The sequence below is a fragment of the Pseudomonas sp. 1912-s genome, assembly GCF_029269205.1.
Classification (GTDB): domain Bacteria; phylum Pseudomonadota; class Gammaproteobacteria; order Pseudomonadales; family Pseudomonadaceae; genus Aquipseudomonas.
In genome coordinates this window covers 130099-156879 of record NZ_JARIXR010000002.1, presented here as the reverse complement: position 1 = coordinate 156879, position 26781 = coordinate 130099, and the positions used below count along the sequence as shown (strand labels likewise).

Genomic DNA, 26781 nt, shown 5'->3' with positions numbered 1-26781 from the left:
CCTAAACCACTGATACGGTCAATACAAACGAAACTACATTACCTTGACATTAACTACTTCGGTGCCAGCTCACGTAAATGCCGTGCGACCGCAATCCAAGCACCGATATACCCCAAGAGCACTGCCCCAAGCAACAATGACAGACCGTCGGCTACCGGCACGCCGGCCAGGGCAAAATCACTGCCGTACAAGCCGGCGAGCCCTACCACCGCGTCGTTCAGCCAGTTCAGGCCAAAAGCCAGCACGCCCCAGGACAAAATCCCCGCACCGAAGCCATAAAGCGCGCCCATGTACAGAAAAGGCCGACGCACATAGCTGTCCGTGCCGCCGACGAGTTTAATCACTTCTATCTCGGTGCGGCGGTTTTCAATATGAAGACGAATGGTATTGCCTATCACCAAAAGTAATGCAGACACCAGCAACACCGTCAGGCCGAACACAAAGCGGTCGCCCAGCTTGAGAATCGCCGCCAGCCGCTCTACCCAGACTAGATCAAGTTGTGCCTGCTGGACCTTGGGCAGCTCTGCGAGTTTTTGTCGCAGGGCTTCCAGGGTCGCCTTGTCGACTTCGTTCGGCGTCACCAGCACCACGCCCGGCAGCGGGTTTTGCGGCAACTCCTTGAGTGCCTCGCCCAGGCCGGACTGTTGCTGGAACTCTTCCAGGGCCTGATCGCGACTGATGTACTCAGCCTCTGCCACACCCGGAAGGCCTTTGATCTCGTCCCGCAGGGCTTCGCCGTCTTTGGTGCTGGCATCCAGGTTCAGGTACAGGGAAATCTGCGCCGCCCGCTGCCACGAACCGCCAAGGCGCTCGACGTTATTCAGCAGCAACGACAACCCCATCGGCAGGCTCAAGGCCACGGCCATCACCAAGCAGGTGAAGAAGCTGCCGATCGGCTGCTTGCCCAGGCGGCGCAGGCTGTCTACCAGGCTGGTACGGTGACTTTCGATCCAGGCGTGCACCAGGGTGCCAAAGTCCGGGCCGTCGTCTTCGTCGCGTTTTTTCTTCTGCGGTTGCGGGTCGGCCGGTTTTGGCGCGACGCGCTCGGAAACCTTCGGGCTGCGTGTCGCACTCATACCCCGGCCTCCCCGTCACCGATCAGGCGGCCGCGTTGCAGGGTGAGCATGCGGTGGCGCATGCGGGCGATCAGTGCCAGGTCGTGACTGGCGATCAGCACGCTGGTGCCCAGGCGGTTGATGTCTTCGAACACGCCCATGATTTCTGCGGCCAGGCGCGGGTCGAGGTTACCGGTGGGTTCGTCCGCCAGCAGCAAGGCTGGGCGGTGCACGATGGCGCGGGCGATGCCGACGCGCTGTTGCTGGCCGGTGGACAGGTCGCCGGGGTAGAGGTCGGTCTTGTCCGACAGCGCAACGCGCTCCAGCGCCGAATCCACGCGCTTGACGATTTCGGCCTTGGATAGCCCGAGAATCTGCAACGGCAAGGCGATGTTGTTGAACACCGTGCGGTCGAACAGCAACTGGTGATTCTGGAACACCACGCCGATCTGGCGGCGCAGGAACGGAATCTGCGCGTTGCTGATGGTGGCTAGGTCCTGGCCCGCCAGCAGCAGTTTGCCGGTGGTTGGGCGTTCCATGGCCAGCAGCAGGCGCAACAAGGTACTTTTACCGGCACCCGAATGGCCGGTCACAAACAAGAATTCGCCGCGACGCACCCGGAAACTCAGCTCATGCAAGCCGACATGCCCGTTGGCGTAGCGTTTACCGACCTGTTCGAAACGAATCATGAACGCTCCCGCTCGGCAAACAGTGCCTGTACAAAGGGTTCGGCTTCAAAAGTGCGCAGGTCGTCGATGCCCTCACCGACGCCGATGTAACGAATCGGCAACCCGAACTGCTTGGCCAGGGCGAAAATCACACCGCCCTTGGCCGTGCCGTCGAGCTTAGTCAATGCCAGGCCGGTCAGTTGGACCGTCTGGTGGAATTGTTTGGCCTGGCTGATGGCGTTCTGGCCGGTACCGGCGTCCAGCACCAGCAACACCTCGTGGGGCGCGTCGGCGTCGAGCTTGCCGATCACACGGCGAACTTTCTTCAGCTCTTCCATCAGGTTGTCTTTGGTGTGCAGGCGACCGGCGGTATCGGCGATCAGCACATCAATGTTGCGCGCCTTGGCGGCCTGCACCGCATCGAAGATCACCGAAGCCGAATCGGCGCCGGTGTGCTGGGCGATGACCGGGATCTTGTTGCGCTCGCCCCAGACCTGCAGTTGCTCCACGGCGGCGGCACGGAAGGTGTCACCGGCGGCGAGCATGACTTTCTTGCCTTCCAGTTGCAGCTTCTTGGCCAGCTTGCCGATGGTGGTGGTCTTGCCGGCGCCGTTGACGCCCACCACCAGGATCACAAACGGCTTTTTCTGCGTATCGATGACCAGCGGCGCTTCCACCGGCTTGAGCATGTTGGCCAGTTCGGCCTGCAGAGACTTGTAGAGCGCATCGGCGTCGGTCAGTTGCTTGCGCGCGACCTTCTGGGTCAGGCTCTGGATGATCACGGCGGTGGCTTCGACACCCACGTCGGCGGTCAGCAGACGGGTCTCGATGTCTTCCAGCAACTCGTCATCGATGGTCTTTTTGCCGAGGAACAGGCTGGCCATGCCTTCGCCAATGCTGGCGCTGGTCTTGCTCAGGCCTTGCTTGAGGCGGGCAAAGAAGCCGGTCTTGCCGGTTTCGGCGGGGGCAGCAGGTGCTTCGATAACCGTGGGTGCTGCGACTACGACCGGAACCGGCTCGGCAACTGCCGGTGCAGGCACCTCAACCACTGGCGGCGCTTGCACCACGACGGCCACGGGCTCCACGACAGCCGGAATCGGCGGCGCCACGTGCTCGGCTTGCTCGTCTTCAACCAATGCCACGGGTTCTTCCGCCACCGGCAATACCAGCCACGGTTTGTGCTCAGGCTCGGGCTCGGGCACAGGTTCTGGTTCCAGCTCTGGCTCTGGCTCTGGCTCAACCACCGGCTGCAGCACCGGCTCGGCCATCGGCAACACCACCGGGGCCGGCGTTTCGGCAACCGGTTCGGCTTCTACCAGGGATTCAGGGATCGGTTCTGCTTGAACCTGCGGCTGTTCGACGACGGTTTCCTGCGGCTTTTTGCGCAGCCATCCGAACAGGCCTTTTTTCTCGCCAGCCGCAGCTGGGGTCTTCTTGTCGTCGTTGGAACCAAACATGGAGACGGCTATCTCAAGGTAGCGACGCGCCAAGGGGCGCGTCGGTAAATAAAATTCGATGCGTAACAGACTGTTTTTTAGCCAGCTCGTTCATGCGCAACATTTTGTAAGGCCTAAATGGGGCCTCAACAAGACAGCCGTAGTGGCCGTCCCTAGGTCGGATCAGTATCCTAGCACCTCCTCGCCCGCCGACGCTAAGACCAAGCGGGCAGCTCAACAGGTTTAAAAACGAATGAATGCTCTAGCCCGCCGCGCCGCAGGCCTGCTGCTCAGCACAGTTTGTCTGCCCCTTTCAGCTTTGGCTGCCGACCCACAACCCACCCACGAATTCACCCTGGACAACGGCCTCAAGGTCGTCGTGCGCGAAGACCATCGCGCCCCGGTGGTGGTTTCCCAGGTCTGGTACAAGGTTGGTTCGAGCTACGAAACCCCGGGCCAGACCGGTTTGTCCCACGCCCTGGAGCACATGATGTTCAAGGGCAGCGCCAAAGTCGGCCCCGGCGAAGCCTCGTTGATCCTGCGGGACCTGGGCGCCGAGGAAAACGCCTTCACCAGCGATGACTACACCGCCTATTACCAGGTACTCGCCCGCGACCGCCTGGGCGTTGCCTTCGAGCTGGAAGCCGACCGCATGGCCAGCCTGCGCCTGCCGGCCGACGAGTTCAGCCGCGAGATCGAGGTGATCAAGGAAGAGCGCCGCATGCGCACCGACGACAACCCGATGTCCAAGGCCTACGAGCGCTTCAAGGCCATGGCCTACCCGGCCAGCGGCTACCACACGCCGACCATCGGCTGGATGGCCGACCTGGACCGCATGAAAGTGGAAGAACTGCGCCACTGGTACCAATCTTGGTACGTGCCGAACAACGCCACCCTGGTGGTGGTCGGCGACGTGACCCCGGACGAAGTCAAAGCCCTGGCCCAGCGTTACTTCGGCCCGATCCCCAAGCGCGACGTGCCACCGGCGAAAATCCCCCTGGAGCTGGCCGAGCCCGGCGAACGCCTGCTGACCTTGCATGTCCAGACCAAACTGCCGAGCGTGATCCTCGGTTTCAACGTGCCGAGCCTCGCCACCACTGAAGACAAACGCTCGGTCAACGCCCTGCGCCTGATCTCGGCCCTGTTGGACGGCGGCTACAGCGCGCGCATTTCGACGCAACTGGAGCGCGGTGAAGAACTGGTGTCCGGCGGTTCGTCGAGCTACGACGCCTACACCCGCGGTGACAGCCTGTTCACCCTGACCGCCACACCGAACCTGCAAAAGAAAAAGACCGTTGCCCAGGCTGAAGCCGGCCTGTGGCGCCTGCTGGACGAACTGAAGGCCAAGCCACCGAGCGCTGAAGAACTGGAGCGGATTCGCGCCCAGGTCATCGCCGGCGTGGTTTACCAGCGCGACTCGATCACCAGCCAGGCCACCGCCATTGGCTCCCTGGAGACGGTCGGCCTGTCCTGGAAACTCATGGACACGGAGCTTGCCGAGTTGCAGAGCGTCACCGCCGAAGACATCCAGAAAGCTGCACGCACCTACTTCACCCGCGAACGTCTCAGCGTCGCCCATGTTTTGCCTGAGGAGACCGCTCATGAGTGAACGTAAAAACAACCGCCTGGTGCTGCCCGGCCTGATCGTGGTCACCCTGGCTGCCGCGTGCGCGGTGTATTTCCTGCGCCCCAGCGAATCGGTCGCCAGCCAGGCGCTGGAACAGGCCAAGTCCGCCAACAAACTGCAGTCTTTGGCTGAACTGGACGACAAGGCACCGACCAACCGCAAGCTCGACGTGCAAACCTGGACCACCGCCGAAGGCGCCAAGGTGCTGTTCGTCGAAGCCCATGAGTTGCCGATGTTCGACATGCGCATCCTGTTTGCCGCCGGCAGCAGCCAGGACGGCAACACCCCGGGCCTCGCGTTGTTGACCAACGCCATGCTCAACGAAGGCGTGCCGGGCAAGGACGTCAGCCAGATTGCCGCCGGTTTCGACGGCCTGGGCGCTGATTTCAGCAATGGCGCGTACCGCGACATGGCGCTGGTTTCTTTGCGCAGCCTGAGTGCCAGCGACAAGCGCGATGCGGCCCTTTCCCTATTCGACGACGTGATCGGCAAGCCGACCTTCCCGGCCGACTCCCTGGCGCGGATCAAGAACCAGCTGCTGGCCGGCTTTGAATACCAGAAGCAAAACCCCGGCAAGCTGGCGAGCATCGAGCTGTTCAAGCAGCTCTATGGCGACCACCCTTACGCCCATCCGAGCGAAGGCAACGCCGAGAGCGTACCGAAGGTGACCCTCGCGCAGTTGAAGGACTTCCACGCCAAGGCCTACGCCGCCGGCAACGCCGTGATTTCTGTCGTCGGCGACCTGACCCGCGCCGAAGCCGAAGCCATGACCGCCAAGGTGTCCGCGTCCCTGCCTAAAGGCCCGGCGCTGGCGAAGATCGCCCAACCGGTGGAACCAAAGGCTGGCACGACGCATATCGAGTTCCCGTCCAAGCAGACAACGCTGCTGCTGGCGCAACTGGGCATTGACCGCGCCGACCCGGACTACGCCGCACTGTCCCTGGGCAACCAGATCCTCGGCGGCGGTGGCTTCGGTACCCGCTTGATGAGCGAAGTCCGCGAGAAACGCGGCCTGACCTACGGCGTATACTCCGGTTTTTCGCCGATGCAAGTGCGTGGCCCGTTCATGATCAACCTGCAAACCCGCGCCGAAATGAGCGCCGGTACGCTGCGATTGGTGCAGGACGTGCTGGCCGACTACCTCAAGACCGGCCCGACACAAAAGGAACTCGACGACGCCAAGCGTGAGCTGGCCGGCAGCTTCCCGCTGTCCACCGCGAGCAACGCCGATATCGTCGGGCAGCTGGGCGCCATGGGTTTCTACAACCTGCCGCTGAGCTACCTGGAAGATTTCATGAAACAATCCCAGGCGCTGACCGTAGATCAGGTCAAAGCTGCTTTGAACAAACATTTGAGTGCCGACAAGATGTTCATCGTGACCGCCGGCCCGACGATTGCGCAAAAGCCACTACCGCCCCCCACTGATAAACCCGCCGAGCAGCCGCTCGGGGTTCCGGAGCATTAATGGCCCGTCCATCCCGTCCCAAAAAACCTGTCCACAACGTTCATAACGGTGTGGGCCAACTGCGCATCATTGGTGGTGAATGGGGCAGCCGCAAACTGAGCTTCCCCGACGTCGTGGGCCTGCGCCCGACACCGGACCGCGTGCGTGAAACCCTGTTCAACTGGCTCGCGCCATACATCGCCGGGGCCAAGGTGCTGGACCCGTTCGCGGGCAGCGGCGCGCTGTTCCTGGAGTCGCTATCCCGGGGCGCCGCGCTGGGCCAGGCGCTGGATGCCAGCAATGTGGCGGTGGCCAGCCTCAAGGAGCACCTGGGCACCCTGCGTTGCACCACCGGGCAAGTGCAGACGGCCGACGCCCTGCGCTACCTGGAAACCCAGGAAGCCCGTGAGTTTGACGTGGTATTCCTCGATCCGCCGTTTAACCAGAACCTGCTGCCGACGGTATGTGCGCTGCTGGAAGAGCGTCAGTGGCTGGCGCCGGATGCCTGGATCTACACTGAAAGCGAAACGGCGCCTTCAACGCTGGGCCTGCCGGGCACGTGGCGCCTGCACCGGGAGCAGAAATCCGGGCGGGTGTATTACGCGTTGTGGCAACGTACGACGGCAGGCGCCGCATAAGCGCCTGAAGGCTTACTCTGTGGTGAAGCACTTGTCTGGTGGTGAAGGCTTGTCCGTGGCGAGGGGGCTTGTCCCCCGTTGGGCTGCGCAGCAGCCCTACACCTGACAGCAGCGCCCTGTCTGAGAGAACTCTGTGTGCTTATTGGGGCCGCTTCGCAGCCCAACGGGGGACAAGCCCCCTCGCCACAGACAAGCCCCCTCTCCACAGACAGGGCGCCTCGCCACAAGGCCTATGCTCCTCAAAGAAGTATCCGCCCAAAGAAGTACCCGCCGCGAGAACCATCGTGTCAAAAACGCCCGACCGCTTCACCCCCGCCTTCGGCCTCGGCAACCCGCACCTGCAAACGTTGTGGGGGCCGCTGTGGCGCAAAACCACGCACATCGAACGCCAGCGCGAACGGCTGTGGCTGGCCGACGGCGACTTTCTCGACCTCGACTGGCATGGCCCGCATGACGCGACCACCCCGTTGGTGCTGGTCCTGCATGGCCTGACCGGCTCTTCCAACTCGCCTTACGTGGCCGGCCTGCAAAAAGCCCTGGCGGCTCAGGGCTGGGCCAGCGTGGCGCTGAACTGGCGTGGCTGTTCCGGCGAGCCCAACCTGCTCGCCCGCAGCTACCATTCCGGCGCCAGTGAAGACCTGGCCGAAACCATCGCTCACTTGCGGGCCAGGCGCCCGCTGGCGCCGCTGTATGCGGTGGGTTATTCACTGGGCGGCAATGTGCTGCTCAAGCACTTGGGGGAAACCGGCGAAGCCTCCGGGCTGCAAGGCGCGGCAGCGGTATCGGTGCCGTTTCGTCTGGACCAGTGCGCCGATCGCATTGGTCTCGGCTTTTCACGGGTTTACCAGAAGCATTTCATGCGCGAAATGCTGGCCTATATCCGCGTCAAACAGAGCCGGTTTCTAAAGGATGGCCACGAAGCCGGCCTGAAAGCCCTGGCCGACCTGGGCTCGCTGGAGAAGATGCGTACATTCTGGGACTTTGACGGCCGGGTCACCGCGCCGCTGAACGGTTTCCTGAATGCCGAGGACTACTACCGCCGCGCCTCCAGCCGCTATTACCTGGGAACAATTCGCACGCCAACCCTGATCATCCAGGCCGCGGACGATCCGTTCGTGTTCGCCCACAGCCTGCCCGAGGCGAGCGAACTGTCGGATTGCACCGAGTTCGAATTGCTGGCCAAGGGCGGGCATGTCGGGTTTGTGGATGGCACGTTGAAGCAGCCAACTTACTACCTGGAGCGGCGAATCCCAGAGTGGCTACTGACACAACGCCGATAAAACTGTGGGAGCGGGCTTGCTCGCGAAGGCAGCGGATCAGTCAGCTTATCCAGTGCCTGACACACCGCCTTCGCGAGCAAGCCCGCTCCCACAGTTTTGATTGGGTTGGGCCAGGTAGACCTCAGTCGCCGGTTGCAACTTCCCGCGTTGGATCAGTAATCCACTCGCTCCACGACCCCGCGTACAACTTGCCCAACGGGTAACCCGCCAGGCACAGGGCGAACAGGTTATGGCAGGCCGTCACGCCCGAACCGCAGTACGCCACCAGGTCATCCGGCGAGCGGTCCTGCAGCTTGGCGGCGAAGCGTTGCTTGAGTTGCTCGGCCGGCAGGAAACGACCGTCGCTGCCGAGGTTTTCATTGAACGCCGCACATTGGGCGCCCGGGATATGCCCGGCAACCGGGTCAATCGGCTCCACTTCACCGCGAAAACGCGGCTGGGCGCGGGCGTCGATCAGGGTCAGGCCGGGCTGGCCGAGGCGTTTTTGCAGGTGTTCGGCGTCCAGTAGCAAGTGGTTGTCCGGCGTGCCGCTGAAGGTCCCGGGCTCGATCACCGGCGCGTCCAGGCTCAGGGGGAAGCCCGCCGCGTGCCAGGCTTTCAGGCCACCATCGAGGATGAACACCCCGTCGCGCTTGCCCAGCCAGGCCAGCAGCCACCAGGCGCGGGCGGCGTAGGCACCGGGGCCGTCGTCATATAAAACGATATCGCTGTCGGCGTTAACGCCCCATGCCCGCAGTTGCTGGATAAACGCATCCGGCGCCGGCAGCGGATGGCGGCCGGTCACTCCCTTGGTCACCGGCCCGCTGAGGTGGCGCTCCAAATCCGCATACTGCGCCCCTTCGATATGCCCTTCGGCGTAGCTGCACAGGCCGTAATCCGGGTCTTCCAGGGCAAAGCGGCAATCAAGGATCACCAGCCCGCCGGCCTTCTGGCGCTCGGCCAGTTGCTGGGGGCTGATCAGTTGGGCAAGCGGCATGACTGACTCCTGTGGCGAGGTTAGCGTTCGGGAAACATCCTACTTCACTTCTTCCAGCGCCTGATTCAACGGCACGTAAAACTCTTTGAACAGCGCATCCACCGCGTCCCTGGCCTTGGGCGTGATAAACCCGGCCTCCAGCACCAGCACCTGGTACACACCGCGCTTAATGGCCTCGGCGCTCAGGTGGGTGGACTTTTCATTGGTGGTGCACAGGAAACGCACCCACGAGGTGAGGATGATCCAGGCGTTGAGGGTCAGGGCTTCGGTTTGCACCGGGTCCATGTTCAGGATGCCCGCATCGACAAATCCTTGATAGATGGCGGCGCCCTGGATCAGGCAGCGCTGGGAAAACCGCCGGTAGCCGGTGGCCAGTTCCGGGTCGCTTTCCAGCAGGTGTTCGAGGTCGCGGTGCAGAAAACGGTAGCGCCACATGCCGGCAAGCACCGCCTGCAGGTAGAAGCGCTTGTCTTCCACCGTCACCGCGCGGCCCTGGGGCGGGCGCAGGAAGCTGTCCACCAACGCTTCGTACTCGCGAAACAGCACCGCGATAATCGCCTGCTTGTTGGGGAAGTGGTAGTACAGGTTGCCCGGGGAAATCTCCATATGGGCAGCGATATGGTTGGTGCTGACACTGCGCTCGCCCTGCTGGTTAAACAGCTCCAGGCTGGTTTGCACAATGCGCTCGCTGGTCTTGACTCGTGGTGCCATGGGAAATCAACTTCTAGACCCGTGATGGCGGCATCTTACGGACTATCCTTGTCCGGATAAATCGGCACGTTCGTGCAATGTTATTTGACAATTTAGAGCAATGACTCTAAAAACTGAAGCATTCCAATAAAAATCGGGAACTTCGCCATGTCTGCCAACGTTGCCTACCTGCAAGATTCCCAGGCGCTGAATCAGCTCCAGGACCTGTTCGACGCTCAACGCCGGGCCTACGCGGCCAACCCGATGCCGCCGGCGGCCCAGCGCCAGCAATGGCTCAAGGCCTTGCGCGACCTGCTGAGCGATGAGCGCCAGGCGCTGATCAACGCCATCAGCAGTGACTTCAGCCACCGCAGCGCCGACGAAACCCTGTTCGCCGAGCTGATGCCCAGCCTGCATGGCATTCACTACGCCAGCAAACACCTCAAGGGCTGGATGAAACCTTCCCGTCGCGCTGTAGGCATTGCCTTCCAGCCCGCGTCCGCCAAGGTCATCTATCAACCGCTGGGGGTGGTCGGGGTGATCGTGCCCTGGAACTACCCGTTGTACCTGGCCATCGGCCCACTGGTGGGCGCCTTGGCGGCCGGCAATCGGGTGATGCTCAAGCTCAGCGAATCCACCCCCGCCACCGGTCAATTACTCAAGGCGCTGCTGGCGAAAATCTTCCCGGAAGACCTGGTGTGCGTGGTGCTCGGTGAGGCGGAAGTGGGCATGGCGTTCTCCAAACTGCGCTTCGACCACCTGCTGTTCACCGGCGCCACCAGCATCGGCAAGCACGTGATGCGCGCGGCGGCTGAACACCTGACGCCAGTGACCCTGGAACTGGGCGGCAAATCACCGGCGATTGTTTCCGCCGACGTGCCGCTCAAGGACGCCGCCGAACGCATCGCTTTCGGCAAGGCGCTGAATGCCGGACAGACCTGCGTGGCGCCGGACTACGTGCTGGTGCCGGAAGACCGGGTCGACGGTTTCGTCGAGGCCTACAGCAAGGCGGTTCGCGGGTTTTATCCGACTCTGGCCGACAACCCTGACTACACCGCGATCATCAACGAACGACAACTGGCCCGGCTCAACGGCTACGTGAAAGACGCCACCGACAAGGGCGCCACCCTGATCCCGCTGTACGACCAGGGCCAGGACCGGCGCATGGCCCACAGCCTGCTGCTGAATGTCAGCGACGACATGACCGTGATGCAGGACGAAATCTTTGGCCCGGTGTTGCCGATCGTTCCGTATCGCGGCCTCGACCAAGCCTTTGCCTACATCAATGAGCGTCCTCGCCCACTGGCGCTGTATTACTTCGGCTACAACAAGGGCGAACAGAATCGCGTACTGCACGAGACCCATTCCGGCGGTGTTTGCCTGAACGACACCCTGCTGCACGTGGCCCAGGACGACATGCCGTTCGGTGGCATCGGCCCGTCGGGCATGGGCCACTACCACGGCCATGAAGGCTTCCTGACCTTCAGCAAGGCCAAGGGTGTGCTGATCAAGCAGCGCCTGAACGCGGCCAAGCTGATTTACCCGCCTTACGGCAAATCCATCCAGAAGCTGATCCAGAAGCTGTTCGTCCGCTAACAAACCCATCACCGGGATAACAATAAGAATGAACCCTAGCCTGACTGAATCACCCGCGCTGTCACGGCGCGGCGTACTGAAAATCGGCCTGTGCGCCAGCGCCTTCCTGGCCACCGCCGGGCTGGGCGCCAGCCTCAGCGGCTGCTCCAGCAGCACCCCGGCCAGCGGCTTTGCGATGTTGCGCAGCAGCGACCTGCCGTTTTTGCGGGCGGTGATCCCGGTGCTGCTGGAAGGCGTGGCCAGCGCCGACGTGGTGGTGGCCGGCATCGACGACACCCTGAAAAAACTCGATTTCAGCCTGCAACACCTGTCGCCGGAGATGTTCAAGCTCACCCAGCAACTGTTCGACGTGTTGGGCATGGCCATCACCCGCGGGCCGCTGACCGGCGTGTGGGGAAGTTGGGAAAACGCCAGCAGTGAGCAGATCCGCACCTTCCTGCACCGCTGGGAAAACAGCTACCTGAACCTGCTGCGCATGGGCCAGGGCTCGTTGCTCAAGCTGGTGATCATGGCCTGGTATTTCCGCCCCGAGTCCTGGGCGCATTGCGGTTACCCCGGCCCACCGAAAATCTGATTCGCATCCCGATAAAAACAAGAGAAGACCCTGATGCCTGTACCTGACGTATTCCGCGATGGCATGGCCCGCGGCTGGAAGACCCACAATGGCGCCGCCCTCGACCAGGACCTGACGCTGGAAGCCGACGTCGCGATCATCGGCAGCGGCGCCGGCGGCGGCACCACCGCCGAGATCCTCAGCGCCGCCGGCTACAAGGTGCTGTTGATCGAAGAAGGCCCGCTGAAAACCAGCAACGACTTCAAGCTGCTGGAGGACGAGGCCTACGCCAGCCTCTACCAGGAAGGCATCGGCCGCATGAGCAAGGACGGCGCAATCACCATCCTGCAGGGCCGCGCCGTCGGCGGTACCACGCTGATCAACTGGACCTCCAGCTTCCGCACCCCGGACCCGACCCTCGCCCACTGGGCCAGCGAGTACGCAGTGAAGGGCCACAGCAGCGCCGAGATGGCGCCCTGGTTCGAAAAAATGGAACAGCGCCTGGGCATCGCGCCCTGGGCCATGCCACCGAATGCCAACAACGACGTGATCCGCAAAGGCTGCGAAAAGCTCGGCTACAGCTGGCACGTGATCCCGCGCAACGTGCGCGGCTGTTTCAACCTGGGGTATTGCGGCATGGGCTGCCCGGTCAATGCCAAGCAATCGATGTTGGTGACGACCATTCCGTCCACCCTGGAGAAAGGCGGCGAGTTGCTGTACCTGGCCCGCGCCGAACGCCTGAAATTCAGCGGTGACACCATTACCAGCCTCGAATGCGTGGCCATGGATCAGTACTGCGTGGCCCCCACCGGCCGCAAGATCACGGTCAAAGCCAAACACTACGTACTGGCCGGCGGCGGTATCAACAGCCCGGCGCTGCTGATGCGCTCGGATGCGCCCGATCCCCATTCACGCCTGGGCAAACGCACCTTTTTGCACCTGGTGAATTTTTCCGCCGGGCTGTTCGACGAGGTGATCAACCCGTTCTACGGGGCGCCGCAGTCGATCTACTCCGATCACTTCCAATGGCAGGACGGCACCACCGGCAAAATGTCCTACAAGCTCGAAGTGCCGCCGTTGCACCCGGGCCTGGCCAGCACCTTGCTCGGCGGCTACGGCACGCAGAACGCGCTGGACATGGGCCAGTTGCCCAAGACCCACGCCATGCTTGCCCTGTTGCGGGACGGCTTCCACCCCGACAGCCCGGGCGGCAGTGTTGAACTACGCGGCGATGGCACGCCGGTGCTCGACTATCAAGTCTCGCCCTACGCCTGGGACGGCCTGCGCCGGGCGTTTCACAGCATGGCGGAGATTCAGTTTGCCGGTGGCGCCAAGTCGGTGATGCCGCTGCACGGCGATGCGCGCTACGTGAACACCCTGGCCGAAGCCCGCAGCATGATTGACGATTTGAACCTGGAATTGCACCGCACGCGGCTCGGCAGTGCCCATGTGATGGGCGGTTGTGCCATGGGTGAAGAACCGAAAAACGCCGTGGCGGACAGCCTGGGTCGTCATCACCAACTGCGCAATCTGTCGATTCACGATGGCTCGCTGTTCCCCACCAGCATTGGGGCAAACCCGCAGTTGTCGGTGTACGGATTGACGGCGCAACTGGCGACAGCGTTGGCCGAACGTCTGAAAACAGCGTGAAAAAATAGGGTATTCGTCATGTCTATAGTGCTTTCTTCTGAATAAGTCGACTTGGCCCACCGGTAATGCTGCGATACCATCCGGTTCCCCAACGGACTCCGCCAGGACGACGCGATGAACCGAGTGTTGTACCCAGGTACCTTCGACCCAATCACCAAGGGCCATGGAGATCTGGTCGAACGCGCCTCGCGCTTGTTCGACCATGTGATTATCGCGGTCGCTGCCAGCCCCAAGAAAAACCCGCTGTTTCCCCTGGAACAGCGTGTGGAGCTGGCCCGTGAGGTCACCAAGCATCTGCCCAACGTTGAAGTGGTCGGCTTCTCGACGCTGCTGGCGCATTTCGCCAAGGAACAGAACGCCAATGTGTTCCTGCGTGGCCTGCGGGCGGTGTCGGACTTCGAATACGAATTCCAGCTGGCCAACATGAACCGCCAACTGGCGCCGGACGTAGAAAGCCTGTTTCTTACACCGTCGGAGCGTTATTCGTTCATTTCTTCGACGCTGGTGCGGGAAATTGCCGCGCTGGGCGGGGATATCACCAAGTTTGTGCACCCGGCTGTGGCGGATGCTCTAACCCTGCGATTCAAGAAATAATTCTGGTCTTTGGGCTTATTGTGGCTAGAGGGCTTGTCTGTGGTGAGCGGGCTTGCCCCGCGCTGGGGCGCGAAGCGGCCCCAATAAAGACGCCGCGTAGCTTCAGGTAAAATCCCGTCGCCTGGGTTGGGGCCGCTGCGCGCCCCAGCGCGGGGCAAGCCCGCTCACCACAACAAGCCCGCTCACCACAACAAGCCCCCTCGCCACAGGGGCGCCAATGCGGCACAATTGCGCGCATTAGTTTTCAGATGCCTTGGCTGACAGCCCTGGCAGGAGTTTCCATGTCCCTGATCATCACCGACGATTGCATCAACTGCGACGTCTGCGAACCCGAGTGCCCGAACGCTGCCATTTCCCAGGGTGAGGAGATCTACGTGATCGACCCCAACCTGTGCACCCAGTGTGTCGGCCACTACGACGAACCCCAGTGCCAGCAGGTCTGCCCGGTGGATTGCATCCCGCTGGACGAGGCTCATCCGGAGACGGAAGAGCAACTGATGGAGAAGTACCGGTTGATTACCGGGAAGGCCTAAGTCTGGCACCGCGGGCAAAACACACTTGCCCGCTGCCCCAGCGTCACACTGCGCAATTCGGTCCCACAGACCTTGCACGCCTCGCCACCGCGGCCATAAACGAACAACTCCTGCTGGAAATATCCAGGCTGCCCGTCGCCGCCGATAAAGTCCCGCAGCGTGGTGCCGCCGCGTTCGATCGCCGCGGCCAGGATGCGTTTGATCTCGATCGCCAGCTTCAGGTAACGCCCACGGGAGATGCCCTTGGCTTCCCGACGCGGGTCAATCCCGGCGGCAAACAGCGCTTCCGTCGCGTAGATATTGCCCACGCCCACCACCACCGCGTTGTCCATGATGAACGGCTTCACCGCCATCGACCGCCCGCGAGACAGCTGGAACAGCCGCTCGCCGTCAAACAGGTCGGTCAACGGCTCCGGCCCCAGGCGAATCAGCAGCTCATGGTTCAGCGGGTCGAGGCTCCAGAGCATCGCGCCAAAGCGCCGCGGGTCGGTGTAGCGCAGGGCCAGGCCCGACTCCAGCTCGATGTCCACGTGTTCATGCTTGGCCGCCGGGCTGCCGGCTTCCACCAGGCGCAGGTTGCCCGACATGCCCAAGTGGCTGATCAAGGTGCCGACTTCGGCATTGATCAACAGGTACTTGGCCCGCCGCTCCACCAGCACGATACGCTGCCCGGACAGCCGCACATCCAGGTCTTCCGGGATCGGCCAGCGCAGACGCCGCTCACGCACCACCACGCGGCTGACCCGCTGGCCTTCGAGGTGCGGCGCAATACCGCGCCGGGTGGTTTCGACTTCCGGTAACTCGGGCATGTGTACCTCTTGGGGAAAGGGTCAGTGCGCGCCCAGCTCGCGGATCGACAACTTCAAACTTTCGAAGTCGTAGTCCGACAGGCCGATATGGTCCAGCACCAGCGGGCCGATGGCGTTCCACTCATGGTCATCCACCTGATTACCCAGCACGCGGTAGGACGCACAAATGTGCTCGGCCATTTTCAGGATCGCCAGCAGGTTTTTCAGCTGCGGCTTCTGGTTGGACTCGTCGCTGAAAATCGCCAGCGCATTGTGGTGATTGGCAATGGCGTCGGTCACATGCTCCGGCAGGCGCCAGGATTTGGCGGTGTAGTAACCCACCACGGCATGGTTGGTGTTGAACACCCGGTTCTCGGTATCAACCACGCGGCATTCAGGGCCGGCGCTGGCATAGGCCTCTTCCAGCACGCTCATGTAATTGGGGAAACGCTTGAGCATCAACGGCACGCCGCAATCGTGGAACAGCCCCAATGCGTAGGCTTCATCGACGGCCTGGCTGCCGGTGCGCTTGGCCAGGGCCAGGCACGTCATGGCCACGTCCTGGGCGGTGTCCCAGAAACGGTTGAGGGTGACGATGGTGTCGTCGCTCATCTCGCCCTTGATCGACTGGGCGTTGATCAGGTTGACGATCGAACGGCTGCCCAGCAGGTTCACTGCGCGCTGGATCGAGACAATCTTGTTGCTCAGCCCGTAATACGGCGAGTTGACGATTTTCAGCAGCGAGCCGGAGAGGCCCGGGTCCTGGCCGATCAACCGGGCAATCACTTCCAGGTCCGGGTCGGGCATGTACTGCTCCATCTGCAAATCCACCATGATTTGCGGTTGAGGCGGCACACTGATGCCTTGAAGGCTCTGTTGGATCTGTTCGGCGGATAGCTCTTGGGACATAGGGGGCACACTCTGGACTAGGCGGCGATTCTAACCTTTATAAAGCATTGGCCGACACCTCCCCGCACATCCGGCGGCGCGGTCATTTCCTACGCAACACGGTATACTCCCGCTCTTTTTTCCGGAGCGACGTCATGTCCCTGCCAAGCCTGCGTCTCAAAGCCAACGCCGATCGTCGTTTGCGCAACGGCCACCTGTGGGTCTACAGCAACGAAATCGACGTGGCCGCCACACCTCTTCACGGCTTCCAGGCAGGCGACCAGGCGATCCTGGAAGCCGCCGGCGGCAAGACCCTCGGCATCGTGGCCATGAGCCCGAACAACCTGATCTGCGCCCGTCTGCTGTCGCGCGACATCAAGCTGCCGCTGGACAAATCGCTGCTGGTGCACCGCATCAACGTGGCCCTGTCCCTGCGTGACCGCCTGTTCGACAAGCCGTTCTACCGTCTGGTGTACGGCGATTCCGACCTGTTGCCGGGCCTGGTAGTCGACCGTTTCGGCGACATTCTGGTGGTGCAGATCGCTTCGGCGACCATGGAAGCCCATAAAGAAGACGTGATCGCCGCACTGACCCAAGTGCTCAAGCCAAGCGGTATTCTGTTCAAGAACGACTCTGCCGCCCGTGATGCCGAAGGCCTCAACCGCTACGTCGAAACCGTATTCGGCCTGGTGCCGGAGTGGGTTGCCCTCGAAGAAAACGGCGTGAAGTTCGAAGCCCCGGTCATCCAGGGCCAGAAAACCGGCTGGTTCTACGACCACCGCATGAACCGCGCCCGCCTGGCCCCATATGCCAAAGGCAAGCGCGTACTCGACCTGTACAGCTACATCGGCGGCTGGGGCGTGCAAGCCGCGGCCTTCGGCGCCAGTGAAGTGTTCTGCGTCGACGCATCGGCCTTCGCCCTCGACGGTGTTGAGCGCAACGCGGCACTGAACGGTGTTGCCGAGAAGATGACCTGCATCGAAGGCGACGTGTTCGAAGCCCTCAAAGAGCTGAAAGCCAGCGAAGAGCGTTTCGACGTGATCGTGGCCGACCCACCGGCCTTCATCAAGCGCAAGAAAGACATGAAGAACGGCGAAGGCGCCTACCGCCGCCTGAACGAGCAAGCCATGCGCCTGCTCAGCAAGGACGGCATCCTGGTCAGCGCTTCGTGCTCCATGCACTTGCCGGAAGATGACCTGCAAAACATCCTGCTGACCAGCGCCCGTCACCTGGACCGCAATATCCAGATGCTGGAACGCGGCGGCCAGGGCCCGGATCACCCGGTGCACCCGGCGATTGCCGAGACCCGGTATATCAAGAGCATTACTTGCCGGTTGTTGCCGAATAGCTAAGTAACATCGCGGACCAAATGTGGGAGCTGGCTTGCCTGCGATAGCATCACCGCAGGGTATCTGACATACCGAGGTGCTTGCATCGCGGGCAAGCCCGGCTCCCACACAAGTCCATATAGCTTCCCGCAACGGTTTTGATTGAATTCCATTTTTCGCAGACTAGTATCGGTTTCTGGTTTCACTCCGGAAAACAACAACAATGTCTGAGTCCTACGCCCAGCCCAATGGCGACGTAAAACGCCAACAATTCTCGCGCTTCGTCCTCATCACCTGCATCTCCCTGATCAGCTTTTTCCCGATCAATATCCTGCTGCCCTCCTTTCCTGCCCTGGCCGTGAAGTTCGACACTTCAACCGCCGAGGTCGCCTTATCCATCAGTTTGTTCACCCTGGTATTTGCGATTTCCCAACTGATCGCCGGCCCGCTTTCAGACAAATTCGGACGCAAGGAAGTCCTGCTGGGATGCATCGTTGTTTCCACCCTCGGCTCGATCGGCTGCGCACTCGCAACCAGCTACCCGAGCTTCCTGCTGTTTCGCGCCGTCCAGGCCATTGGTTGTGGCTTTTTTGTACTCGGCCATGCACTGGTGGAAGACCTGTTCGAAGAACAGGACCGCGCCCGCATCCGTATCTATTACATGACCTTGAGCGGATCGTTTGTTGCGCTGTCGCCGCTCTTGGGTTCGTGGCTGCAAACCACATTCGATTGGCAGGGCAGCTTCTACGGGTTTGCGGTAATGGCGCTGGGCATGTTTATCCACGCCTGGCTGATATTGCCGTCCAAGGCCGCCAGCCCTGAAAGAGCGCGCGTCTCGATCATCGCCACGCTGAAATCCATCGCCGGGAATCGGGACTTCATCCGCTATTGGTGGATCGCCGCGTTGGTGTTCGCCTGTTACTTCGCCTTGATCAGCGTGACGCCGCTGATATTCATGGATGAGTTGAAGCTGTCCGAATACCAGTACGCGGTGGTACTGATGGTGTACGGCATCGCCTATCTGCTGGGTGGCGTTGCGGCGAGCGCCTTGCAAAAACATATCTCCCTCACGCGGCAAATCAACATTGGCCTGGTCCTGCTCGGCGTCGCCGGCGTGCTGCTGGCGCTGATCATCCGCTATGAGGCCATGACCACCATCAGCCTGCTCATCCCGATGCTGATCAGCGCCCTGGCCGTGACTCTGGTCCGCCCAGCCGCGATTTCCGCGGCCATGCTGCTGTTCTCCAGCAGCGCCGGCACCGCAGCCTCGGCCGGCAACAGCATCATGTTCATCACCGCCGCCGTCAGCAGCGCCGCGCTCGCCCAAGCGGGAAGCAACCTGCTGATGACCATCGCCATCAGCTTCATCGTGTTCAGCGTCTGGGGTGTGGTGACGAACGCCCGAGTCGGTCGCTGACCGTGAAACTTGCACACCCACACGTCTCGTAAGCGCTATCTACACGCTCGCGGCCATTCCCTCCGGCCGCCAGCGGTGTAGAATCGGACCTATTCATCGCCAGTCATCCCCCGGCGGGTTTATGAGCTCAAGGCCAATGCGCACGGCGATCCCGCAGCGTTTGAGGCAACTTCCGGACACACGGCCATTTTCTGAGTGTTCCAGACGTCAATAGAAGCTCACTTCCCCTTTAGCACCTGATTAGCCGCCCGGAGTGTTCCATGCCAGATTACCGCTCGAAAACATCCACCCACGGCCGCAACATGGCCGGCGCCCGCGCTCTGTGGCGCGCCACGGGGATGAAAGATGACGACTTCAAGAAGCCGATCATCGCGATTGCCAACTCGTTCACCCAGTTCGTACCCGGCCACGTCCACCTCAAGGACCTGGGCCAACTGGTCGCCCGCGAGATCGAACGCGCCGGCGGTGTAGCCAAGGAATTCAACACCATCGCCGTGGACGACGGCATCGCCATGGGCCATGACGGCATGCTGTATTCCCTGCCGAGCCGCGAGATCATCGCCGACTCCGTGGAATACATGGTCAACGCCCACTGCGCCGACGCCATTGTGTGCATTTCCAACTGCGACAAGATCACCCCCGGCATGCTGATGGCCGCCCTGCGCCTGAACATCCCGGTGATCTTCGTCTCCGGTGGCCCGATGGAAGCCGGCAAGACCAAGCTCGCCTCCCACGGCCTCGACCTGGTGGACGCCATGGTTATCGCCGCCGATTCCAGCGCTTCTGACGAGAAGGTCGCGGAATACGAGCGCAGCGCCTGCCCGACCTGCGGTTCGTGCTCCGGCATGTTCACCGCCAACTCGATGAACTGCCTGGTAGAAGCCTTAGGGCTGGCCTTGCCGGGCAACGGCTCGACACTGGCCACCCACAGCGACCGCGAGCAACTGTTCCTGCAGGCCGGCCGGACCATCGTCGAGCTGTGCAAGCGTTACTACACCGAGAACGATGAGTCGGTGTTGCCGCGCAACATCGCCAACTTCAAGGCGTTCGAGAACGCCATGACCCTGGACATCGCCATGGGCGGTTCCACCAACACCATCCTGCACTTGCTGGCCGCCGCACAGGAAGCCGAGATCGACTTCGACCTGCGGGACATCGACCGTCTGTCCCGTCACGTGCCGCAACTGTGCAAAGTCGCGCCGAACATCCAGAAGTACCACATGGAAGACGTGCACCGCGCCGGCGGGATCTTCTCGATCCTTGGCTCTCTGGCCCGCGGCGGCCTGTTGCACACCGACCTGCCGACCGTGCACAGCAAATCCATCGCCGAAGGCATCGCCAAGTGGGACATCACCCAGACTGACGACGAAGCCGTGCATACCTTCTTCAAGGCAGGCCCTGCCGGCATCCCGACGCAGACCGCGTTCAGCCAGTCGACCCGTTGGGACACCCTCGACGACGACCGTGAAAACGGCTGCATCCGCAGCGTCGAGCACGCCTACTCCCAGGAAGGCGGCCTGGCCGTGCTGTACGGCAACATCGCCCTCGATGGCTGCGTGGTGAAAACCGCCGGCGTGGACGAGTCGATCCACGTGTTCGAAGGCCGCGCCAAGATCTACGAAAGCCAGGACAGCTCGGTACGCGGCATCCTCGCGGACGAAGTGAAAGAAGGCGACATCGTCATCATCCGCTACGAAGGCCCGAAAGGCGGCCCGGGCATGCAAGAGATGCTCTACCCGACGTCGTACCTGAAATCCAAAGGCCTGGGCAAAGCCTGCGCCTTGCTCACCGACGGCCGTTTCTCGGGCGGTACTTCGGGCCTGTCCATCGGCCACGCTTCGCCGGAAGCCGCTGCGGGCGGTGCCATCGGCCTGGTGCAGGATGGCGACAAAGTGCTGATCGACATTCCGAACCGTTCGATCAACCTGTTGATCAGCGATGAAGAACTGGCGGCCCGCCGGGTTGAGCAGGACAAGAAAGGCTGGAAGCCGGTGGAAAAGCGTCCGCGCAAAGTCACCACCGCGCTGAAGGCTTACGCCCTGCTGGCCACCAGCGCCGACAAGGGTGCTGTGCGTAACAAGGCGATGCTGGACGGCCTGTAAGCCTCGCCCATAAAAATGCCCCGCCAGGTGCGGGGCATTTTTTTGCCTGCTCGAATCAGAATTGCGGCGTGTAGGTCATGGTGAACATGACGTTGCGCGGATCGCCATAGTAGTTGCTGCCCCAGTTCGCGTTGTACGCAGGGATGTAGTACTTCTTGTCGAACATATTGTTCAGGTTCGCCGCCACGGTGAATTCCTGGTTGATCTTGTAGGCCACCCGCGAATCCCACAGCGCGTTGCCCGGCACACTGAACGTGCGGTCATAGGCGACGGTGCTGCTTTGCGCGGTGACGCCGGCGCCGACGCTGACTTTCTCCCAATCGCCCGGCAACTGGTAATCGCCCCACACCTTGAGCAGGTGTTTAGGGGTCCAGGTGCTGAAGATCTTGCCTTCGTAGGTGTCGTCCTTGAGGAATTTGGTGGTGTTGTAGGTGTAGCTGGAGACCAGTTGCAGGCCAGGCAACACTTCACCGCTCAAGGTCGCTTCAAAGCCCTGGCTGCGGACCTTGCCGGACGCGAGCGAGCAGTACCAGCCGCCACAGGCTTTGCCGCCTTGCAGGTCTTGAGCCGCACGATTTTCCTGGTCATAGCGGAAGATAGCGAACGACGTATTAAGCCGGCCGTCAGCCAGTTCGCCCTTCAGGCCCAGTTCGTAGTTCTGGCCCTCAATGGGCTTGAGCACAGTCAATGAAGTGGTCAGGTTGGTTTGGGGCTCAAAGGCGTCGGTATAGCTGGCGTAGGCCGACCATTGGTCGTTGAGCGCATAGACCAGGCCGGCGTAGGGCGTGACGTGGCCATTGCTTTGCGTGGTGCTGCTGGTCGGATCACCGTACACACCTTTGGCACCGCTCTCGTCCTTGTAGGAATAGTCATACCAACTGGTGCGCGCACCGAGGATCAACGTCAGCGGGTCCAGTACTTGGACGCGCCAGGTGCCATAGATTCCCTTCTGGCGAATGTCATACCAGCTCTTTGTCGCGTTCCCGGCCTGGAACAACTGGTTCCTGTCGCGCTGCGGCCGGTTGTGGTCGATGTTGAAGATGTCCGCACCCGGGGTTGCCGCGCGCGCCCAGAAATCATCCGTGGTGAGTTTGGAATAGTTGGCGCCCAGTACCATCTCCTGGCGCAAACCCAGGCCTTCGAACTTGCCGTCGACATACACGTCCACACCGCGACTCTTGGTGTTGAAGTCAGTGACCCAGTCCACGTAACGCACGGTGCCGATGTCACCGGGGTTGGGGATGGTGTCCCACGTCGCCTGGTAGGTCGCGTCGTTGTGTTCATCCATGGCCACGAGGGCGGCCTTCACTTTCCAGTCATCGTTGAAGCGATGCTCGATATCGGCAAACACCTGGGTCTGGTTATTGACGTTGCGGTTCCAGCTGGCCCCCACAAACGTCGAGCGTGGCAAGCCGATATCGCTGCCATTGGCATAGCGTGGCAGCGACATGAAATTCGGGCGGGCGTGGCCTTTCTGGTTGCTGATGCCCACGCCGACGGTGGTGTCAGGGGTGAAGTCATAGTCGACGGCGGCATAGACCGTCTGGTTCCAGCTGCCCGCGTAGTCGACGAAGGAATTGGTGGTGTCGTAATCCGCCACAAACCGGCCGCGCAAGGTGCCCTCGGCATTCAGCGGGCCACCGGCGTCAACCTGTGTGCCGTAGTGATCCCAGGAGCCTGCCTTGGCGGTGATGGTAACCGTCGGCGCCGCCTGCCCGCGCTTGCGCACCAGGTTCATGGTGCCGCCGGGGCTGTTGGCGCCCTGTAGCAAGGCAGCCGGGCCGCGCAGGGTCTCTACCCGGTCGTAGATCGCCATGTTTTCAGTGAGGTAGCTGCCCAGCGCGTAGGTGTTACGCGGGATGCCCACACCGTCGTATTGCAGGGTGCCTACCTCGAACCCTCGGGAGAAGATGAACATGCCGGGGCCGGGAGATTTGGTCGCTGTCAGGCCCGGGGTGCGCTTGACCACTTCGGAGAGCTTGGTGGTGTTCTGGTCATCCATCTGCTTGCGGGTCATGACGCTGACCGATTGCGGGATGTCCTTGAGTTTCTGTTCGCCCTTGCCGAGGGTCACCGCGCCGGTGGTGTAGGAGCCGGTGCCTTCGGTTGTAGCGCCAAGGTGCTCGGCGCTGATGGTGGTGGCACCCACTTCAAGGGCTGTGCCTGATGACACACGCTTTTCCAGGGTCACGGTATCGGCGTTGATAAATGCCGCACTCAACCCCGTCCCCGCAAGCAACCTCCCCAGGGCATCCCGTTGCCCCAGATTGCCACTCACCCCGGGCGACAGCAGCCCCTGCGTCAACTCGCTGGGCACCAACACCTGAAGCCGCGTCACCGCCGAAAACGCCGCCAACGCGCCGTCCAGGCTTTGCTCCTGGATATCGAAGCGGTAGGTCTGGGCCTGCGTGCTCTCGGCGGCCTGCAGGTACAACGGCGCGGTGCCGCAAGCCAAGGAAATGGCCAGCGTCAGCAAGGGCCGTGCGGCAAATCGGTGTGCCATGGATGGTGCTCCCCGGTGCAAAAAGTCAGTGAACGGGCGCCGCACTATTTGAGAGTGCTTATTATTTACGCCTCAGTGATCAAGGACGACGGCTTGGGGAGAAACCCTGAAAGTTTTTTGAAAAAGATTCGGCTAGGACGCCTTGCCTTCACGCAACACCAATAAATACGGGGTGTAATGCTCGGCGCGCAGGTTGAGCGTGTATTCCAGCGCCTTGATGACGGCGTCCGGCTTGTCGATCTCGAACACGCCGGACACCACGCGGTCACGCAACGCGTCGCCGAGCACCAGCGTCTTGCCGGGCCAGTAGCGATTCAATTCGGCAACCACGTCAGACAGTGGCTGCTGGCGAAACACCAGTTGCCGCTGGCGCCAGGCAAAACCGCTGGCGGGGTCGAATGGGTGGACCGCGGTCAGGCGTTGATCCTGATATTCCACCGCACGACCCGGCTCCAGGTACACCGGCTCACCCACGCCGGAACTGACCTGAACCTTGCCTTGGGCGACCTGCACCTGAGTCTGCGCCTCACGGCGGGCAACACTGAATTGCATACCCACCACCTTCACCCAGCCATCGCCGGATTGCACCACGAAGGGCCGTGAGGGATCCTTGGTCACGCTGAAAAAACCTTCGCCTCGCAGCAGACGAATCTGACGTTCACCGGCACTCATGCGGACCTGCACAGCGCTGTCAGTGTTGAGTTGCAGTTGCGAGCCGTCCGCCAGTTCGACCGTGCGCGATTCACCAGTGCCGGTGGCATAGTCGGCCCGCAGGCGATCCAGCCATGGCGTGTTTTGCAACGTCAGGCCGACCGCCAAAAGCATCGCGGCAGCATATGCCCAACGCCGTACCGGCTTGCGCCAGGCGGCTTGCTCGGCCCGGCGAATCAGCCGCGCCGGTTCGCGCAGGCCGCCCAGCATCGCCTGGACTTCCTGCCACGCATCATCCTGGGCGGCGCCCTGTCCCAGCCAGGCGGAAAACGCCTCGATTTCGGCCGCCGTAACGTCGTCGGCCTGGAGCCGGAAATACCAGCCGGACGCTTCGGCAAACAACTCGTCGGCAGTGGGTGCGGCGATCATGACCGGCGTCCTTGTTCATCACAGGCCAGTCGCGCCTTGATAAAGGCACGGCATTCGATCAAGGCCCGACGCAATTGGTATTCCACACTGCGCGGGGTGATCGACAGACGTTCGCCAATCTCGCGGTAGGAAAGTTCGTCGACATGATAGAGCAGGAAGATCTGCCGAGTCGCTTCGGGCAGCGCCAGGATCGCATCCTGCATCAGTTGCTCCTGTTGATAGGCGGCCAATTGCTCGTCGGCACCTGGGCTGCTGCAGGGCAGTTCTTCACTGGGCTCGCCGGCATCCAGGCGCTCACGGCGGATGGCCTGGCGCTGATGGTCGCGCACCAGATTGCTGGCGATGGTGAAGAGGAACGCCGGGAGGTTGTCGATCTTCTCGCCGGAGTCCAGCCGGGCCAGGCGCAGGAACGATTCCTGGGTCAGGTCGGCGGCCACCTGGGCGCTGCCGGTGCGGCGAGTGACAAAGGCTTCGAGGGCCTTCTTCTGCTCCGCAAACAGGCGCGCGATCTGAGAATTCCAGGAGAGCACAGCACTACCTTGAGAAGAACGGGATGTTCAGGAAGTGCGCACGCTAGCAGAGGATGAGATTGGTTCGCAATTGATATCTATTTTTGCTGGGGTTTTGCTGTGCTGCTGATGGCCTCATCGCGGGCAAGCCCGGCTTCCACATCGACCGAGTTGCCTGAGCGAACTCGGTCGATGTGGGAGCTGACTTGCCTGCGATGGCCACGCCTCGGTATTACTGAATTTCGTCCGGCTTGACGATCACCCAGTTTTTATCCGCGGTCACCGGCAACCCTTCCTTGGCCTGGGCCGCAGCGTGCTTGGCCATCATGCCGTTAAGCTGGGTCATGTATTTGTCCTTGCGGTTGACCCACAGGTGAATGCCGCCCTTGGCCACATCCACGTCATGGAACAGCATGTAGCCGTCACTGCTTGGCGTGTCGCCACCGACGATCACCGGTTTTTTCCACTCGTCGATATAGGTCAGGATGGCCGCGTGCTTGCCGGCCATCCAGGTGGCCGGGGTCCACAGGTACGGGGTCAGTTCCAGGCCGAGGTTGGCCTTCTCGTCATACTTGCCGGCGGCAATCTGTTTGCGTGCGGTGGTCAGCTCGCCGGTCTTGCGGTCTTTCAGCAGGGTGGTCACACCAATGACGTTCTCGGGTTTGACGTTGTAGCCGTACTTCGGATCGGCCGCGACCATGCGTACCAGTTCCTCGGACGCGGCGGTCATCACGTAGACCTCAATGCCGTTTTCCATCAGCTTGTTGAACAGTTCAGCCTGGCCGGTAAAGACTTTCGGCGGCTGCACTTCCATGTTCTTGACCACATCACCTTCGTAGTAGGTGACCGGCACCGGCTTGCCCGACGCCATCATCTCGTCGACGTAGCCCTTGAGTTCCTTGAGGGTGAAGCCGGAGAAAATCTGCGCGACCCATGGGTAGCACACCATGTCGTCGACTTCGCACAGGCGGTAGTAGTAGCTGAACAGGCTTTCCTTATGGTCGGCGGTGTCTTTGAACGGGATCAGCTTCAGGGAAGGGTCCATGGTGTCGCGGGTGATCAGGCCCTTGTTTTCCAGGTACGGCAGCAACGATTCTTCAAGGTCGTAGCGGTAACTGGTGTTGTCCATGTCGAACACCGCGAAGTTGCCCTTGTTGGCATTGGCGGCAATCATCGTGTCCAGTTGCTTGGCGGCAGCCGCCGGCCAATGTTTCAACTCGGTGGCGGCAAAGGCCTGGCTCGCAAGGCCCAGGCACAGCGCGGCGGCAAACAGTTTCGGCGCTAGCTTCATGTGCGTTTTCTCCCTGAGTGAAAGACATCGACGCTAACAAATCTGTGTGACAGTTATCGCCCGAGCGCGACCGCTTTCGTCGTGATCGCGCCAACGCCATACGCCTGGGCGTCACTCGCTTATTCCAAAAACGAC

Annotated in this window: 23 protein-coding genes; 12 read left to right on the top strand and 11 right to left on the bottom strand. The window is 61.8% G+C overall.

The features are described 5' to 3' along the window. Positions 1 to 53 precede the first annotated feature (53 nt). Genes ftsX through ftsY form a run of 3 tightly spaced genes read right to left on the bottom strand, consistent with a single transcriptional unit; the run spans position 54 to position 3180 of the window. Positions 54 to 1076, bottom strand: a complete 1023-nt coding sequence (ftsX, locus tag P3C29_RS03485; protein ID WP_275963915.1) for a permease-like cell division protein FtsX — start codon at positions 1074 to 1076, stop codon at positions 54 to 56. Beyond that, positions 1073 to 1744 (bottom strand): cell division ATP-binding protein FtsE, encoded by a 672-nt coding sequence (gene ftsE, locus P3C29_RS03480; RefSeq protein ID WP_003213784.1) that lies wholly within the window; start codon positions 1742 to 1744, stop codon positions 1073 to 1075. Before ftsE ends, ftsX begins: the two co-directional genes overlap by 4 nt. Continuing rightward, positions 1741 to 3180 carry a signal recognition particle-docking protein FtsY gene (ftsY, locus tag P3C29_RS03475; protein ID WP_275963914.1) on the bottom strand — a complete coding sequence of 480 codons (1440 nt, stop codon included), beginning with the start codon at positions 3178 to 3180 and terminating at the stop codon, positions 1741 to 1743. Before ftsY ends, ftsE begins: the two co-directional genes overlap by 4 nt. Positions 3181 to 3412: 232 nt before the next feature. On the opposite strand from ftsY, the gene P3C29_RS03470 reads away from it, so the two are divergent. The 4 genes from P3C29_RS03470 to P3C29_RS03455 all read left to right on the top strand — a co-directional run bounded on the left by P3C29_RS03470 (position 3413) and on the right by P3C29_RS03455 (position 8148). Further along, a complete protein-coding gene (locus tag P3C29_RS03470) occupies positions 3413 to 4768 on the top strand; it encodes a pitrilysin family protein (RefSeq protein WP_010167723.1) in 1356 nt (451 codons plus the stop codon). Further along, entirely contained in the window at positions 4761 to 6251 is a 1491-nt protein-coding gene (locus tag P3C29_RS03465) for a pitrilysin family protein (protein ID WP_275963913.1), read from the top strand. Before P3C29_RS03470 ends, P3C29_RS03465 begins: the two co-directional genes overlap by 8 nt. Further along, complete coding sequence (gene rsmD, locus P3C29_RS03460) at positions 6251 to 6868, top strand: 16S rRNA (guanine(966)-N(2))-methyltransferase RsmD (protein ID WP_201125615.1); 618 nt, start codon at positions 6251 to 6253, stop codon at positions 6866 to 6868. Before P3C29_RS03465 ends, rsmD begins: the two co-directional genes overlap by 1 nt. A gap of 284 nt (positions 6869 to 7152) precedes the next feature. Beyond that, positions 7153 to 8148, top strand: coding sequence for a hydrolase (locus P3C29_RS03455; protein ID WP_010167728.1), 996 nt, complete (start codon positions 7153 to 7155; stop codon positions 8146 to 8148). A gap of 121 nt (positions 8149 to 8269) precedes the next feature. On the opposite strand, the gene P3C29_RS03450 is transcribed toward P3C29_RS03455, so the two are convergent. Together P3C29_RS03450 and P3C29_RS03445 are read right to left on the bottom strand one after the other, a co-directional pair. Beyond that, the gene (locus tag P3C29_RS03450) at positions 8270 to 9124 is read right to left on the bottom strand and encodes a sulfurtransferase (protein WP_169386907.1); all 855 of its coding nucleotides are present in this window, start codon (positions 9122 to 9124) and stop codon (positions 8270 to 8272) included. A gap of 39 nt (positions 9125 to 9163) precedes the next feature. After that, the gene (locus tag P3C29_RS03445) at positions 9164 to 9835 is read right to left on the bottom strand and encodes a TetR/AcrR family transcriptional regulator (protein ID WP_010167733.1); all 672 of its coding nucleotides are present in this window, start codon (positions 9833 to 9835) and stop codon (positions 9164 to 9166) included. A gap of 147 nt (positions 9836 to 9982) precedes the next feature. On the opposite strand from P3C29_RS03445, the gene P3C29_RS03440 reads away from it, so the two are divergent. The 5 genes from P3C29_RS03440 (at position 9983) to P3C29_RS03420 (ending at position 14740) form a co-directional block, all read left to right on the top strand. Next, a complete protein-coding gene (locus P3C29_RS03440) occupies positions 9983 to 11410 on the top strand; it encodes a coniferyl aldehyde dehydrogenase (RefSeq protein ID WP_275963912.1) in 1428 nt (475 codons plus the stop codon). Positions 11411 to 11438: 28 nt separating this feature from the next. Beyond that, positions 11439 to 11984, top strand: coding sequence for a hypothetical protein (locus P3C29_RS03435; RefSeq protein ID WP_010167737.1), 546 nt, complete (start codon positions 11439 to 11441; stop codon positions 11982 to 11984). Positions 11985 to 12017: 33 nt separating this feature from the next. Further along, entirely contained in the window at positions 12018 to 13613 is a 1596-nt protein-coding gene (locus P3C29_RS03430; protein WP_275963911.1) for a GMC family oxidoreductase, read from the top strand. A gap of 114 nt (positions 13614 to 13727) precedes the next feature. Beyond that, positions 13728 to 14207: a pantetheine-phosphate adenylyltransferase gene (gene coaD / locus P3C29_RS03425; protein ID WP_003176711.1), complete on the top strand. Its 480-nt coding sequence runs from the start codon at positions 13728 to 13730 to the stop codon at positions 14205 to 14207. A gap of 281 nt (positions 14208 to 14488) precedes the next feature. Next, positions 14489 to 14740, top strand: coding sequence for a YfhL family 4Fe-4S dicluster ferredoxin (locus tag P3C29_RS03420; protein ID WP_003213796.1), 252 nt, complete (start codon positions 14489 to 14491; stop codon positions 14738 to 14740). On the opposite strand, the gene mutM is transcribed toward P3C29_RS03420, so the two are convergent. Together mutM and P3C29_RS03410 are read right to left on the bottom strand one after the other, a co-directional pair. After that, a complete protein-coding gene (gene mutM, locus P3C29_RS03415) occupies positions 14737 to 15549 on the bottom strand; it encodes a bifunctional DNA-formamidopyrimidine glycosylase/DNA-(apurinic or apyrimidinic site) lyase (protein ID WP_010167752.1) in 813 nt (270 codons plus the stop codon). The two genes, P3C29_RS03420 and mutM, sit on opposite strands and share 4 nt — an antisense overlap. A gap of 21 nt (positions 15550 to 15570) precedes the next feature. Continuing rightward, the gene (locus P3C29_RS03410) at positions 15571 to 16383 is read right to left on the bottom strand and encodes an HDOD domain-containing protein (protein WP_201126246.1); all 813 of its coding nucleotides are present in this window, start codon (positions 16381 to 16383) and stop codon (positions 15571 to 15573) included. A 188-nt stretch (positions 16384 to 16571) separates the two neighbouring features. Between P3C29_RS03410 and P3C29_RS03405 the strand changes: the two genes are divergently transcribed. The 3 genes from P3C29_RS03405 (at position 16572) to ilvD (ending at position 21263) form a co-directional block, all read left to right on the top strand. Further along, positions 16572 to 17768: a class I SAM-dependent rRNA methyltransferase gene (locus tag P3C29_RS03405; protein ID WP_003213799.1), complete on the top strand. Its 1197-nt coding sequence runs from the start codon at positions 16572 to 16574 to the stop codon at positions 17766 to 17768. 199 nt (positions 17769 to 17967) lie between these two features. Further along, complete coding sequence (locus P3C29_RS03400) at positions 17968 to 19161, top strand: MFS transporter (protein WP_275963910.1); 1194 nt, start codon at positions 17968 to 17970, stop codon at positions 19159 to 19161. A 260-nt stretch (positions 19162 to 19421) separates the two neighbouring features. After that, a complete protein-coding gene (ilvD, locus tag P3C29_RS03395) occupies positions 19422 to 21263 on the top strand; it encodes a dihydroxy-acid dehydratase (RefSeq protein ID WP_010167756.1) in 1842 nt (613 codons plus the stop codon). 55 nt (positions 21264 to 21318) lie between these two features. Here ilvD and P3C29_RS03390 read toward each other — a convergent pair whose 3' ends face one another. From P3C29_RS03390 to P3C29_RS03375, 4 genes are all read right to left on the bottom strand, one after another. Next, a complete protein-coding gene (locus P3C29_RS03390; protein WP_275963909.1) occupies positions 21319 to 23766 on the bottom strand; it encodes a TonB-dependent receptor in 2448 nt (815 codons plus the stop codon). A gap of 132 nt (positions 23767 to 23898) precedes the next feature. Then, positions 23899 to 24846 (bottom strand): FecR family protein, encoded by a 948-nt coding sequence (locus P3C29_RS03385; RefSeq protein ID WP_275963908.1) that lies wholly within the window; start codon positions 24844 to 24846, stop codon positions 23899 to 23901. Next, the gene (locus P3C29_RS03380) at positions 24843 to 25376 is read right to left on the bottom strand and encodes an RNA polymerase sigma factor (RefSeq protein WP_010167759.1); all 534 of its coding nucleotides are present in this window, start codon (positions 25374 to 25376) and stop codon (positions 24843 to 24845) included. The genes P3C29_RS03385 and P3C29_RS03380 overlap by 4 nt, the downstream gene beginning before the upstream one ends. 211 nt (positions 25377 to 25587) lie before the next feature. Further along, positions 25588 to 26646 carry a phosphorylcholine phosphatase gene (locus P3C29_RS03375; RefSeq protein WP_010167760.1) on the bottom strand — a complete coding sequence of 353 codons (1059 nt, stop codon included), beginning with the start codon at positions 26644 to 26646 and terminating at the stop codon, positions 25588 to 25590. Between the last annotated feature and the right edge of the window lie 135 nt (positions 26647 to 26781).